This window comes from Stenotrophomonas mexicanensis (assembly GCF_032911605.1).
Lineage (GTDB): Bacteria > Pseudomonadota > Gammaproteobacteria > Xanthomonadales > Xanthomonadaceae > Stenotrophomonas > Stenotrophomonas maltophilia_A.
On the sequence record NZ_JAWJTG010000029.1, the window covers coordinates 1 to 14,104 of the forward strand.

At 65.5% G+C, this 14,104-nt stretch carries 12 protein-coding genes; 9 read left to right on the plus strand and 3 right to left on the minus strand.

Annotated features, from left to right (window positions below):
* Positions 1 to 259 precede the first annotated feature (259 nt).
* Entirely contained in the window at positions 260 to 1,231 is a 972-nt protein-coding gene (locus tag R1L06_RS13320) for an MBL fold metallo-hydrolase (RefSeq protein ID WP_317217926.1), read from the plus strand.
* Positions 1,232 to 1,304: 73 nt separating this feature from the next.
* Here the strand turns inward: R1L06_RS13320 and yihA are convergent, their stop codons facing one another.
* On the minus strand, positions 1,305 to 1,907 hold the full coding sequence (gene yihA / locus R1L06_RS13325) for a ribosome biogenesis GTP-binding protein YihA/YsxC (RefSeq protein ID WP_041864681.1): 603 nt from the start codon (positions 1,905 to 1,907) through the stop codon (positions 1,305 to 1,307).
* Between the two features lie 156 nt (positions 1,908 to 2,063).
* Here yihA and R1L06_RS13330 point away from each other — a divergent pair, with 156 nt between their 5' ends.
* The 4 genes from R1L06_RS13330 to R1L06_RS13345 all read left to right on the plus strand — a co-directional run bounded on the left by R1L06_RS13330 (position 2,064) and on the right by R1L06_RS13345 (position 5,349).
* Positions 2,064 to 2,864, plus strand: coding sequence for a c-type cytochrome (locus R1L06_RS13330; RefSeq protein ID WP_032128969.1), 801 nt, complete (start codon positions 2,064 to 2,066; stop codon positions 2,862 to 2,864).
* Between the two features lie 106 nt (positions 2,865 to 2,970).
* Complete coding sequence (locus R1L06_RS13335; protein ID WP_317217927.1) at positions 2,971 to 3,621, plus strand: thiol:disulfide interchange protein DsbA/DsbL; 651 nt, start codon at positions 2,971 to 2,973, stop codon at positions 3,619 to 3,621.
* 106 nt (positions 3,622 to 3,727) lie between these two features.
* Entirely contained in the window at positions 3,728 to 4,558 is an 831-nt protein-coding gene (locus R1L06_RS13340; protein ID WP_317217928.1) for a thiol:disulfide interchange protein DsbA/DsbL, read from the plus strand.
* A 53-nt stretch (positions 4,559 to 4,611) separates the two neighbouring features.
* The gene (locus R1L06_RS13345; RefSeq protein ID WP_012512097.1) at positions 4,612 to 5,349 is read left to right on the plus strand and encodes an endonuclease/exonuclease/phosphatase family protein; all 738 of its coding nucleotides are present in this window, start codon (positions 4,612 to 4,614) and stop codon (positions 5,347 to 5,349) included.
* A 186-nt stretch (positions 5,350 to 5,535) separates the two neighbouring features.
* Here the strand turns inward: R1L06_RS13345 and R1L06_RS13350 are convergent, their stop codons facing one another.
* Positions 5,536 to 6,411: an EamA family transporter gene (locus R1L06_RS13350; RefSeq protein WP_012512098.1), complete on the minus strand. Its 876-nt coding sequence runs from the start codon at positions 6,409 to 6,411 to the stop codon at positions 5,536 to 5,538.
* Positions 6,412 to 6,483: 72 nt separating this feature from the next.
* Here R1L06_RS13350 and R1L06_RS13355 point away from each other — a divergent pair, with 72 nt between their 5' ends.
* From R1L06_RS13355 to fhuE, 3 genes are all read left to right on the plus strand, one after another.
* Positions 6,484 to 6,966: an Lrp/AsnC family transcriptional regulator gene (locus R1L06_RS13355; RefSeq protein ID WP_253078714.1), complete on the plus strand. Its 483-nt coding sequence runs from the start codon at positions 6,484 to 6,486 to the stop codon at positions 6,964 to 6,966.
* A 77-nt stretch (positions 6,967 to 7,043) separates the two neighbouring features.
* Positions 7,044 to 7,595 carry a M23 family metallopeptidase gene (locus R1L06_RS13360; protein WP_317217929.1) on the plus strand — a complete coding sequence of 184 codons (552 nt, stop codon included), beginning with the start codon at positions 7,044 to 7,046 and terminating at the stop codon, positions 7,593 to 7,595.
* 183 nt (positions 7,596 to 7,778) lie between these two features.
* Positions 7,779 to 9,911, plus strand: a complete 2,133-nt coding sequence (gene fhuE, locus R1L06_RS13365; protein ID WP_317217930.1) for a ferric-rhodotorulic acid/ferric-coprogen receptor FhuE — start codon at positions 7,779 to 7,781, stop codon at positions 9,909 to 9,911.
* Positions 9,912 to 10,042: 131 nt separating this feature from the next.
* Here fhuE and R1L06_RS13370 read toward each other — a convergent pair whose 3' ends face one another.
* Complete coding sequence (locus tag R1L06_RS13370) at positions 10,043 to 12,904, minus strand: TonB-dependent receptor (protein WP_317217931.1); 2,862 nt, start codon at positions 12,902 to 12,904, stop codon at positions 10,043 to 10,045.
* A gap of 259 nt (positions 12,905 to 13,163) precedes the next feature.
* Here R1L06_RS13370 and R1L06_RS13375 point away from each other — a divergent pair, with 259 nt between their 5' ends.
* Entirely contained in the window at positions 13,164 to 14,051 is an 888-nt protein-coding gene (locus tag R1L06_RS13375; RefSeq protein ID WP_317217932.1) for a hypothetical protein, read from the plus strand.
* Positions 14,052 to 14,104: the final 53 nt, after the last annotated feature.

Here is a 14,104-nt window from a genome sequence, read left to right on the forward strand (position 1 = left end):
CCCCCGCAACCGGACCCACCCCGCCATCCCACGGATAGCCCGCTGTTGCTGTTGCCTCGGTTGTTGCTGTTGCTGTTGCTTCGGCTGTTGCTGTTGCTTCGGCCGTTGCCGTTGCCGTTGCCTCTGCGGGTGCAGGGCGCAGCCCTGCAGACAACACCCCTTCCCTGAGCATTCCGCGTAGTGGTTTGAGCGCCGCACACACGTCGACCACGGCACGCTATACGGCAACGGAACCACCCGTCGTCCACCGAGAACCACCATGTCCCTGCGTCCCCTGCCGCTGCACCGCGCCCTGCTGTTGGCCCTGTCGTCCCTGCCGCTGGCCGCGCTGGCCGAAGCCACTTCGCCTGCCCCCACCCAGCAGGTCCCAGGCGTCTACCACCAGCGCGTCGGTGCGCTGCAGGTCACCGCCCTGTTCGATGGCGTGGTCGCGCTGGGCCGGCAGGAAGTCGTGGACGTGCCGCCGACACTGGTCAGCCGCCTGCTGGAAGGCCGTTACGTGCCCGAAGACAAGAAGGGCCTGCAGACCGCGATCAACGCTTTCCTTGTGCGCCAGGGCAACCACCTGACCCTGGTCGATACCGGTACCGCGCAGTGCTTCGGCCCCGGCCTGGGCCAGGTGCTGGGCAACCTGCGCGCCTCCGGCGTGGACCCGGCCGAGGTGGATGAGGTGCTGCTGACCCACGCCCATCCGGACCATCTGTGCGGCGTGCTCGACGCGCAGGGCAAGCCGGCCTACCCGAATGCCACGGTGTGGCTGTCCAAGGCCGATGCCGACTACTGGCTCAACCCGGCCAGCGAGGCCACCGCGCCGAAGGGCGTGCGCTTTGCCTTCCCGCTGGCGCGCAACGCGGTAGCGCCCTATCAGGCCAGCGGCCACCTGCGCACCTTCAGTCCCGGCGATGCCCTGCCCGGTGGCGCGGTGGCGATGGACACCCATGGCCATACGCCCGGCCATGTCTCTTACCGGTTCGACAGCCAGGGCCAGTCACTGCTGGTGTGGGGCGATGTGCTGCACTTCCACGCGGTGCAGTTCGCGCACCCGGAGGCGGCCTTCGAGGCCGATTCGGACCGCAAAGCGGCCATCGCCAGCCGTCGCGGCCTGCTGCAGCAGGCAACCGCCAACGGTTGGTGGGTGGCCGGTGCGCACCTGCCGTTCCCCGGTCTGGGCCATGTGCGTGGCGAGGGCAAGGCCTATGCGTGGGTGCCGGCGGAGTATTCGCCGTTGTGAGGGTGTGCCGACCAAGGTCGGCACCCACCCGATCCGGTAGCGCCCGGCTGCCAGCCGGGCGACCGGAAATGCCTTATTCCAGCCCCAGCCAGCCGCCGATGATGCCGCGGGCTTCGTCCACACCGGTGCGGGCGGCGCCGGAGAACACCTGCACGCTGACCGTATCACCGAAGGAGGAGTGCAGTTCCTTGCGCACCTTCTGCAGGGTCTGCATCTGCTGGCTGCGGCTCAGCTTGTCGGCCTTGGTCAGCAACGCATGCGCCGGCAGGCCACGCTGCACGGCATAGGCCAGCATCTGCCGGTCGTAGTCCTTCAGCGGGTGGCGGATATCCATCACCACCACCAGGCCCCTCAGCGCATTGCGGGTGCGGAAGTAGCGGTCGATGAAGGCCTGCCAGTGCGCCTGCAGGTCCAGCGGCACCTTGGCGTAGCCGTAACCGGGCAGATCGACCAGATGGGCTTCCGGGGTCACCTGGAAGAACACCAGCTGCTGGGTGCGGCCGGGGGTCTTGGAGACCCGAGCCAGGCTGTTCTGGCGGGTCAATGCGTTGAGAGCACTGGACTTGCCGGCGTTGGAGCGGCCCGCAAAGGCCACTTCGGCCCCCTCATCGGGCGGCAGCTGCCCCATGTTGTGGGCAGAGAGGTGGTATTGAGCGCGTTCGATGAGCAATGACATGTGCATAGGATCGCATGTTGCGGCACCGCGCGCCCGTGCCGGCGGCCTTTGCGGGCATTTTGCTGCACTGCTGCGTTGACCGTGCGCGGAAACGGCGTTGATAATCCGGGCGATGCCGGCGGCCACCGCCCGGCCCGGTCCATACGGAGCTTTAGCATGCGCCACGCTCGCGTTCTTGCCGTATCCGCCCTTGCCACTGCCGTAGTTGTTGCCGCTGCTGCGTTCGCGCAGACCACGTTGACCCCGCTGCCCGACAACGGGCCGATCAACACCGCCTCGCTGGAGGTCGATTTCAGCAAGACCCACTGGGGCGATGCCAAGGCCGGCCAGACCAAGGCCTCGGCCTGCGCAGCCTGCCATGGCGCCGACGGCAATTCCACGGTGGAGATGTACCCGTCCATCGCCGGCCAGAGCGAACGCTACGTCGCCCAGCAGATGGCCCTGATCGCCAATGGGCAGCGCAGCTCCGGCGCGGCGGTGGCGATGGTGCCGTTCGTGCAGAACCTCACCCCGCAGGACATGCGCGACATCGGCGCGTTCTTCGCCACGCAGAAGGCCACTGCCGGCATCGCCGATGACACGGCGGTCACCGACGGCCCCTACAAGGGCATGAAGTTCTACGAGATCGGCCAGCAGCTGTACCGTGGCGGTGACGCCAAACGCGGCCTGCCGGCCTGCATGGCCTGCCACGGCCCCAGTGGCGCCGGTAATCCGGGCCCGGCCTATCCGCACATCGGCGGCCAGCACGCCAGCTATGTCGCGCGCCGCCTGCAGGAATACCAGGCCGGCCAGACCAACGAGACCGACAAGGCGCACTTCCAGATCATGGCTGCGGTTGCGCAGAAGCTGAGCGAGCAGGAGGTGCAGGCGCTGTCGAGCTACCTGCAGGGCCTGCACAACAAGGCCGACGACGTGGCCGTTGCCACCGCGCCGGCACAACCGGCTGCCGCCCCCTGACCACCACTGGTCGGCCCGGGTCGCCACGCCGGCCCGCGGCTGCGGTATGTTTCCTTCACGCCGGCGACCGCGCCGGCGTTGCTTTTTTCAACGGAGATGCGTGTCGATGAGGTTGATTTCCCGCCTGCTGTTGTCTGTGCTGGTGCTGCTGCCGCTGGTAGCCTGCGCCGCCACCCCCGCCAATGCCCCGCTGGTCGAAGGCAAGGACTACGAGCGCATCGCCCAGCCAGGCCCGTTCCAGCCGCTGGCCGGCAAGATCGAGGTGGTCGAGGTTTTCGGCTACACCTGCCCGCACTGCGCCCGTTTCGAACCGCAGCTGGAGGCCTGGGCAGCCAAGCTGCCGGCCGATGTGCGCTTCACTCCGGTACCGGCAGCCTTCGGCGGCGCCTGGGATGCCTGGGCACTGGCCTACTACGCCGCCGACGAAGTCGGCGTGGCCAAGCGCAGCCATGCCGCCGTGTTCAAGGCACTGCACCAGGACGGCTCGCTGCCGATGCAGAACGTCTCGGCCGATGAGCTCGCCACCTTCTACAAGGCCTACGGCGTGACCCCGGACCGTTACCTGCAGGCCCTGCGCGGCGATGCCGTACAGAAGAAGGTCGATGCCGCCCGCGCGTTCGCCCAGCGCACCAAGATCCCCGGGACCCCGGCGCTGATCATCAACGGCCAGTACCTGGTCCGTGGCGACAGCTTCGACGACCAGCTGCGCATCGCCTCGGCGCTGATCGCCCAGGCCCGCGTCGCCCGCGGCCGCTGAACCAACACCCACCACCGACACGGCGCTGTCGCCGCCGCGTGTCATCATTTCCCCTTGGCCGGCGCATGACGCCGGCCCCACCTTTCCAGATGCTGGAGACGTTTCCATGAAGATCCGTTACGCCCTCGCCCTCGCAGCGCTGCTGCCGATCCTGGCGGCCTGCAAGGCCGACGACGGCAGCACCAACACCACCGCGGCCCCGGCCGAACCGGCTGCAGCTCCGGCGACCACCGAACCGGCCGCTCCGGCAGCGGGTACCGAAGGCGCCGCCCCGGCCGCTGCCGAAGGCGAGAAGGCCGCGGCTGAATCCGCCCCGGCCGCTGCACCGGCCCCGACCACCACCGCACTGACCGGCCCGGCCCCGGTGGAAGGCGCCGACTACCAGGTGATCCCGAACGGCCAGCCGTTCCAGCCGGCCGCCGGCAAGATCGAAGTGACCGAGATCTTCGGCTATGTCTGCCCGGCCTGCGCAGCGTTCCAGCCGCTGGTCGGCCCGTGGAAGGCCGGCCTGCCGAGCGATGTGAACTTCGTCTACGTGCCGGCCATGTTCGGCGGCACCTGGGATGACTACGCCCGTGCCTTCTACGCCGCGCAGACCCTGGGCGTGCAGGAAAAGACCCACGAAGCGCTGTACGCCGCCATCCACTCGCAGAAGACCCTGAAGGGCGAGCGCGGCCGTGACTCGGTGGACGACATCGCCAAGTTCTACGGCGCCTATGGCGTGGATCCGAAGCAGTTCGCCGCCACCATGGGCAGCTTCGCGGTGAACGCCAAGACCAACTCGGCCAAGCAGTTCGCCCAGCGCAGCCAGATCAGCGGCACCCCGTCGATCATCGTCAACGGCAAGTACCTGGTGAAGGGCAAGAGCTTCCCGGACATGCTGCGCATCGCCGACCACCTGATCGCCCGCGAGCGCGGTGCGGCCCAGGCTCACTGATCCAAGAGAAGCTGTTCCCGGCCGTGACTTCCCCCCACACACGGACCCTGCGCTTGCTGACGGCCAACATCCAGGCCGGCTCAAGTACCCGCCGCTACAGTGACTATGTGACCCGCAGCTGGTCACATGCACTGCCGGCGGGTCGCAAGCGCAGCAGTCTTGACGCGATCGCCACATTGGCACGCGAACACGACATCGTCGGCCTGCAGGAGGCCGACCCGGGCAGCCTGCGCTCGGGCTTCACCAACCAGACCCACTACCTGGCCCAGCGCGCCGGCTTCAACTACTGGAGCCACCAGCCGAACCGGCGCATGGGCGGGGTTGCCTCCAGCGCCAATGGCCTGCTGAGCAAACTGGAACCGGTGGAAGTACAGGACCACGCCCTGCCCGGCCGCATCGGCGGGCGCGGCGTACTGCTGGCCAAGTTCGGGGATGGCGAGGACGGCCTGGCGGTGGCGGTGGCCCATCTGTCGCTGGGGGCGGGTTCGCGGATGTCGCAGCTGGGCTTCATCGCCGAGCTGCTGTCCGACCACCCCAACGCCGTACTGATGGGCGACTTCAACTGCCTGGCCGAACGCCCGGAAATGCAGGTGCTGTACCAGAAGACCCGGCTGCAGCCACCCGGCTGCATCGTGCCGACCTTCCCCAGCTGGCGCCCCGACCGCGCCATCGACCACATCCTGGTCAGCAGCGGCCTGCAGACCCGGACCGTGGAAGCCGTACCGGCGGCGTTCTCCGATCACCTCGCGCTGGCGATGGCGATCGACGTACCGGCCAACGCCCTGCGCTGACGCGCTGCCGCTGCGCTCGCCGGGCATGGCCCGGCGCTACCGACCCTGGCAGGGGCCAACCTTGGTTGGCACGTTGCCCTGGTGGGTGCGGACCACTGCCCTGGTGGGTGCCAACCTTGGTTGGCACGCTGCCCTGGTGGGTGAGGACCGTTGGTCCGCACGCTCTCCGCCGGTCACGGCCCGGCGCTATCCCGCCTGCACCACCGGCACCTTCAGCCGTCGTGCCGTCATCGTGCTGCCCACCGAGGCCAGCACCGTGCAGCCGATGGCCAGCCACTGCAGTCCATGCAGGTGCTCGTGCAGCAGCAGCATCGCCCACAGAGCGGCCACCGCTGGCTCCATGCTGATCAGGATGCCGAAGGTCTCCTTCGGCAGGCGTTTGAGCGCCATCATCTCCAGCGACATCGGGATCGCGCTGGACACCAGCGCCACCAGCAGGCCTGCCGCCAGAATCTTCGGATCGAGCAGCGCGGCGCCGGCATGCACCACGCCCACCGGCACCACCACCAGCGACGCGGCCAGCAGGCCCAGCGACACCGAATGCCCGGCATGCAGGTGACCGGCGCGCTTGCCGAACACGATGTACAGGCCCCAGCACGCCGCCGCACCCATCGCATACAGCACGCCGGCCGGATCCAGCGCCGGGCCGCCACCGATCGGCAACAGCAACAGCAGCCCCACCGCCGCGCAGCCCACCCACAGGAAGTCGATCGGTCGTCGTGATGACAGCATCGCTACCGTCAGCGGGCCGGTGAACTCGATGGCCACCGCGATGCCGAAAGGAATCGTGCGCAGGGCCATGTAGAACAGCAGGTTCATCAGGCCCAGGGTGAGCCCGTAGCGCAGGATGGTGATCGCATCCACGCGGCTGGTCTTCCAGCGCCATGGCCTCCAGAACAGCAGCAGCAACAGCGCCGAGAAGCCCACCCGCAGTGCGCTGGTGCCCTGGGCGCCGATCAGCGGGAACAGGTGTTTGGCGTAGGACGTGCCGATGGCCAGCGAAGTGACCGAACCGAGCACTGCCAGCGCCGGCAACATCGGCGCGAATCGTGAAGTCTGCATGCGCAAAGTCTATTGCGCCGGCGCCGAGCACTTGGCTCAATTGACAGCCCGTTCATGCAATTTCTGCTCACCATGGCCATCGCCCCCGTGCTCGACAGTTTCGACCGCGCCATCCTCGACCTGCTGCAGCGGGACAACACCCTGCCGCAGCGCGAGATCGCCGAGGCCGTGCACCTGTCCACTCCTGCGGTGCAGCGCCGGATCAAGCGCCTCCAGGACAGTGGCGTGATCGCGGCCAATGTGGCCGTGGTTGCCGCGGCCAAGGTGGGGCGGCCGCTGACCATCATTGTCGAGGTGCGCGTGGTCAGCGAGCAACGCGAACGCGTGGCGCCGTTCAAGCGCCGCGTGCAGGACGACCCGGCCGTGCAGCAGTGCTATTCAATTACCGGTGACGGCGATTTCCTGCTGCTGCTTTCGGCGGCGTCGATGGAAGAATACGAAGCGATCACTGAGCGGTTGTTCGGCGGCGACGACAACATCGAGCGCTTCCGCACCTCGGTGGCACTGGGCACGTTGAAGCGGAGTTTCGAAGTGCCGCTGCTGCCAGTTCCATAGCGTCGAGCCATGCACGACTGCCTTACTACCGCAAAGCAACAGCCGTCGAGCATGGCTCGACGCTACAGCCGGAGACCATGAGCACATTCCCCTCTCCTGCCCACCGCCTGCGCCGCTGGCTGCTGCGCGGCCTGTGGCTGGGCATTGCCATCGTTGCCGCGATGACGCTGTGGAACAGCCCATGGGCGGCCGCGCCGAAAATGCTGTGGGCACTATCGCGGATGCCGCCGGCCACCGAACTGCCGGTGCCGGTGGAGGGTGTACGCCCCCGGCAGATTGCCGACACCTTCGGCGCGCCGCGAGGCCGTGACCGCTCCCACGCCGGCATCGACATCTTCGCCAAGCGCGGCACGCCGGTGCGCAGCGTCACTGCCGGCGTCATCGCGGATGTCAGCGAACGCGGGCTCGGCGGCCGCCAGGTCTGGGTGATCGGGCCCGGGCGCGAGCGCTACTACTACGCGCATCTGGAAGGCTGGGCCGAGGGCCTGGCGCGCGGCCAGGTGGTCCAGCCCGGCGACCTGCTCGGCCACGTCGGCGACAGCGGCAACGCCAAGGGCACGCCGCCGCACCTGCACTGGGGCATCTACGGCGCCGACGGCGTACGCGATCCACTGCCCCTGCTGCGCTGACCCATTTCGTGGCGTCAAGCATGTTCGACTGCCTTCCTCGTTCATGATTTGTAAATAGGAATAGTTCGTATTACCATTTCTTTCGATTCCGGTGGTGCCAGGACGGCCTGCCCGCCCTTCCCCTACCCGTAGCGCCTCGCCTCCTGGATGCCGGCCGAACGCGCGTGCTCGTCCAGGAACCCCATGACCCGTCCCGCCTTCCTTACCCTGCAGCCGCAGCGGCTGTCCGTTGCCGTGCTTGCTGTTCTCTGTGCCGTGGCCCCGGCCGCCTTCGCCGACACTGCCGCCGACCCGACCACGCTGGACAAGGTCGTGGTGAAGGGCGAACGTGCCGAAGGCTATTCGGTGCGCCGCACCTCGGCCGGCACCCGCTTCGATCTGGCACCGCGCGAGATCCCGCAGTCGGTCAGCATCATCAGCCACCAGCGCATCGAAGATCAGAAGCTGGACGACATCATCGACGTGCTGGCCAACACCACCGGCGTGACCAGCACCCAGTCCGACAGCGAGCGCACCGAGTTCTACGCGCGCGGCTTCTACATCGATGCCTACCAGTTCGACGGCCTGCCGACGCAGATGGTGCAGAACTGGAGCTACGGCGATTCCGGCCTGGACCTGGCCCTGTATGACCGCGTGGAAGTCGTGCGCGGCGCCACCGGCCTGCTCAGCGGCGCCGGCAATCCATCCGCATCGGTGAACCTGATCCGCAAGCACGCCGACAGCGCCGAGCTGACCGGCAGCGTCTCGGTGAACGTGGGCAGCTGGGGCCGCACCCGCACCACCGTGGACGTGGGCAGTGCGCTGAATGCCAGTGGCACGGTGCGTGGCCGCGTGATCGGCAGCTACCTGGATACCGATGGCCAGATGGACCGCTACAACCAGCGCAAGACACTGGGCTATGCGGTGATCGACGCCGACCTGACCCCGGACACGCAGCTCAGCGTGGGCTACGACTATCAGCAGAAGCGTGCCAACGGCGCGACCTGGGGCGGCTTCCCGATGTGGTACGCCGACGGTAGCCCGACCAACTACCCGACCTCGTTCAATCCGTCGCCGGACTGGACCTACTGGGATACCACCAGCAAGCGTGCGTTCGCCACCCTGCAGCACGCCTTCAGCAATGGCTGGAAGTTCAAGATCGGCGCCACCCATGACCGCACCAAGGCCGACGACAAGCTGTTCTATCCGTCCTACACTGCGTTCGACAAGAATACCGGTGCTGGCGTCACGCCGATGGCCGGTTTCTACAACACCGAACGCAAGGTTGATGGTATCGATGGCTACATCGATGGGCCGTTCCAGCTGTTCGGCCGCGAGCACCAGTTCATGGCCGGCCTGAGCTACAACAAGCGCCAGTTCGCCAACTACGGTGACTTCCAGATGGGCGGTCCCAATTGGAAACCGTTCGACAGCTATCTCAACTGGACCGGCAACATCGCCCAGCCGAACTGGAATCCGCTGGCGCTCGCCAGCCAGGGCACCATCACCCAGAAGGCCGGCTACGCGGCCGCACGCCTGTCCCTGGCCGATCCGCTGAAGCTGATCCTCGGTGCGCGTTACACCAACTGGAAGAGCGAAGGCGAGAACGACGACCGCGAGCACAAGGTGACCACCCCGTACGCCGGCCTGGTGTATGACATCAACGACACCTACTCGGCCTACGCCAGCTACACCGAGATCTTCCAGCCGCAGACCGCACGCGACCGCAACGACCGCTACCTCGATCCGGTTGACGGCAAGAGCTACGAGGTGGGCGTCAAGGGTGCCTGGTTCGACAACCGCCTGAACGCTTCGCTGGCGGTGTTCCGTATCGAACAGGACAACGTGGCCCAGGCCACCAGCGAACCGATCATCGGCCGTCCAGGCGAGTTCGCATCGATCGCCGCACGTGGCACCGTCAGCCGCGGCTTCGAGTTCGAAGTGAACGGCGAACTGGCACCGGGCTGGAATGCCACCTTCGGTGCTTCGCGCTATGTGGCCAAGGACATCAACGATGCCGACATCAACACCAACCTGCCGCAGACCGCGCTGAAACTGTTCACCAGCTACACCCCGCAGTCGCTGCAGGCACTGACCGTCGGCGGCGGCGCCAACTGGCAGAACCGCATCTACTACGCTGCGCCGGTGGTGGGCCGTTTCGAACAGGAAGGCTACGCGCTGGTGAGTGCCTTCTTGCGCTACCGCATCTCGCCGGAGTTCAGCGTGCAGGCCAACCTCAACAACCTGCTGGACAAGAAGTACTACTCGCAGATCACCGGTTACGGTGCGTACGGCGATGGCCGCAACGGCTCGCTGACGTTTACCTGGGCGTTCTGATCAGCTGCGGGGCACAACCGCCCCGCTCCTGTAGAGCCGAGCCCATGCCCGGATCAGAGAATCAGCCGAGCGTGGGCTCGGCTCCACACTAGCAAGGCAGCGCCGGAACTGACCGGCGCTGCCACGTCACATCAGAAGCGCAAATCCGCGCGCAGGTACCAGTAACGGCCACGCGGGATGTCATAGGTCGAAGCGTCGTAGCCGTTCAACGAGCACGACAGGCAGATCGGCGGATCCTTGTCGAACACGTTGTTCAGGCCAGCGGTCAGCTGCAGCCCCTTCATCCAGTCGATCTTGTAGCCCACCTGCATGTCGTGGAAGGTGGTGGCCGAGAGCGTATTGGTACCGGCGGCCTGGTTGCTGCACACCGGGAACGCAGCGGCATCTCCACAATTCTCGGTCAGCTCGGAGATGTGGCGCACCGTCCAGTTGGCGCTCCAGCGGTCCAGTGTCCAGCCGATGCTGGCATTGCTGGTCCATTCCGGAATCGAGCTGTCGGCCACTTCCACGCCCGGCTTCTGCGGCTGCTTCTGGCCAGCCGCGCCGGTGGCCTCATAGCGGCCGACGAAGGTGTTCTTCCAGCCCAGCTTGAACTGGCCGATGGACGACTGCGGCAACGTCCAGAACAGATCCACGTCCCAGCCGTCGGTCTTGATGGAACCGAGGTTGGTCAGGCGATTGTTGAAGCTGCTGACCGCACCGGTATTGGCACGGGTGATGCCCTCGCAGTAAATCGGGTCCAACGTATCCACGCACAGGTCCAGCTGGGTCTGCGCGTTGATCGCTTGGATAGCGCCGTCGATGGCGTGGCGGTAGAAGGTCACTTCCACGTCGAAGCGTTCCGACCACGAGGTGTTGTTGCCGAACCACGGGCTCCAGACGAAGCCGGCACTGAAGCTGCGCGAACGCTCCGGGTCCAGCTCGCGGTTGCCGCCGGTGGTCACCGAGATCTGCGAGTTGGCCTGCTGGAAGCCGGCCGGCACGCCCAGCGCAGCGCAGTTGGCCGCACTGCCGCGCGGCGGCGTACCGCCCAGGCCCACCGAGCATGGATCGAACAGCTGCAGGTCGGCACGCGCCGCCGAGCCATACAGTTCGCCGATCGACGGCGCTCGGAAGCCTTCCGCATAGGTCGTGCGCAGCACGAAGTCATCGGTCACCTGCCAGCGCAGGCCGTACTTGGGCGTGAACTCGCCACCGAAGGTGGAGTAGTCCGAATAGCGGCCGGCCAGGCTGAGGTCCAGCTTCTTGCCGAATGAAGAGTCGGCGAAGATCGGCACGCTCAACTCCAGATAGGCCTCGTTGACGTCATACGAGCCGGACGTCGGCTGCGAAGGCACGCCGTTGTAGTGGCCCGCCACCGTCAGCGGGTCGGGCTGGTACGAACCCTCGTACTTGCGATACTCGAAGCCGGTAGCGAACGACACCGGGCCGGCCGGCAGCGTGAACAGGTCGCTGGACAGGTTGGCGGTGAACAGGCTCAGCTCGTTCTGGCTGCGGTCACGCACCACCGGCTGGATCCACTTCAGCATGTCCGGAGTGATCGAACCGGCACCGCCGAAGATGTTCAGCGGCACGCAGCCCGGCGTCGCCGCACAGACGGACGGATCGCCCAGCGCCATGTTGACGTTGTAGATGTTGTAGCTGCCGTAGTTGGTCTGTTCGGCCTTGTTCTTGCTGTACATGCCGTTGACGTCCCAGTACCAGCTGCGGTCAGCCGCCTGGAAGTTGCCGACGAAGCCGGTGGCGAAATACGTGGTGTCCACTTCCTGCTTGAACACGCGCGCGCCGCCTTCCACCGGACGGCGACCGATCAGGCTCAGGTTGTCACCCGAGACCAGGTCGAAGCCGAACGGGTTGTACGGGTTGAGCGCAGACACGGTGATGTTGTCGGCCAGCGGATTGCCGGTGGCGCCATCGGGGCCGAAGAACAGCGGCTCGGGGCCGGCCTGGTTGGTCGACTCACGGCGGTTGCCCAGTGCCTTGACGTACCACTGCACGTTGTCGGTGATGTCGAAGCGGAACTGACCGAACAGGCCCTTACGCTCCGACGGTGTCAGCACCATGTTGTATTCGGCGAAGTTGAAGCGATCAGCACTGGTGAAGCAGTGATAGTCATCGGTGCGCGCGCAGCCGGCACTGCCGTCGTAGCGCGGGTTGCTCACGCCGGTATTGGGCACGATGTTCTGCACCGCACCGGTGTTCGGGTCGGTGAACATGAAACGGCCCTGCGGAATGCCACCGCTGCCGAAGGCCAGGCCGGTGCCGGGAATCGGGAAGCGCGACTGCTCGCGGTCCTTGGCGAACACCGGATCCTGCTTGGTCCAGCTGGCGCCGAGGAACAGGCTGAAGCGATCACCGCTCTTGCCCCAGGCCAGGTCCACGCCCTTCTGCGTGCCATCGCCCTTGCTGTACTCGCCGTAGTTCAGGGTCACCTGGCCGCCATCGAAATCACGACGGGTGATGATGTTGACCACGCCGGCAATGGCATCGGAGCCGTACAGCGACGACGCGCCATCTTCGAGCACTTCGATGCGCTCGACGATGGCCAGCGGAATGGTATTGAGGTCGGTGGCCGAGCCCACACCGGAGGCGGACGACTCATTGACCCAGCGGATGCCGTCAACCAGCACCAGCACGCGCTTGGCGCCCAGATGGCGCAGGTCCACCTGCGCCGAGCCAGCACCTACACCACTGCCATCGGGCGGGAAGCCGAAGTTGCCGGACGAATTGAACTTGGCATTGAGCGCGGAACCGGAACCGGTGAGCTGCTGCAGCACTTCGCCGATCGAGGTCAGGCCGGTGCGTTCGATATCACCGCGGGTAAGCGTCTGGATCGGCACCTGGCCTTCGACTTCAGCGCGCTTGATGCGGGTACCGGTGACTTCCACCGCATCGAGGTTGGTGGTGGATTGTGCAGCGGCACCCAACGGTGCCAGGGTCATCACGCACAGCGCGACGGCAACCGCCAAAGGGCGGTGGTGCAGGTGATTCATTCGCTCTCTCTCCAAAGGAATGTCGGGACATGGGCTGCCGCACTCCCTCCCTGCATGGCGGCGCCGTCTCCTTTGTAAACAAGTGGTAAAAATCGCGGCGTGACCGGCGACACCCTTTCACGCAATCCTGACGAATGATCCATCGGCATCCGCAATTGGTTCAACATCTAGGAATTATTTTAAATTCCAGATTTTTGCCAGATTGAACCACGAATCCGGCAGAGACTCAGACCTCCGACGCTCAAAGCGAGGTCCAATCGTGAAAGCAACTACTGCCAGACTGCAAGCAGCGACCTTCGCACTTTTCTTCTTTTCATTTGCAGGTGAATCCGAAGCAGGCGGCCTCATCGAGTGCAACAATTGTGTATCGCCCAAATCCGTCGCTCTACAGTCTGGATCTGGCCTCACAGTGATAATTGACTTCGAAAAAGCACAACTGACTGCATTCGATGTTGAATATGATCGGGAAATGAGAAAATGGAGAGCCCTTCCGACCCCCGTACCCAGCCAGATCCAAATGGCATTTCTCCGGATTGTGGAAAGTGTATCTGGCGTCAGTGATCAGCCGAGCCACGCTCTTCCAAATGCGGGGGGAGGCGCAATGGTCCCTCTCCACCCCGACAACCCGGGGAATTCCAATGGGATGCGATTTCCAGAATCGTACAAATCGTCCGACGCGTTCGAGATCGTCAGCTCTGCGACCATGAGGACGCGACTAGGCCAGTATTTAGCCTTGGAAATCGCAGGAGCCAATACAAGCAACCCAGCGTGGAACAGCTTCGCGCTTTCCATACAGCAATTTTCGCTCAACTGGGCAAGCATCAAAGGGGGCGGATCAGTCAATATAGTAATTACCTGGAGAGACGGATCAAAAACCCTCTATCGAATCACCCCTGATAACGTAGCAGAGGCCAAATACCAGAAAGGTGAGAGCCGGGACGGCACTGGAAACAAGGTCCCAGATGAGACCATTGCAGATCCTGTCACGGCTCCTTCTTACGCTGGACAGTATTACTTCCGCCACGACGGCGATGTCGATAAATGGGCCCGCTCTGCTCAGATGTATGGCGTGCCGGTCCAACGCGGGTCCAGCAGTCGGATTTCCTGCAGCTGGGACGGCCGCACAGTCTATTGCCAGCAATACTGACTAAAGGTGGGCGCTGTTGAGGGTACACCGCCCCCCGCAACAGCGCCCCACCC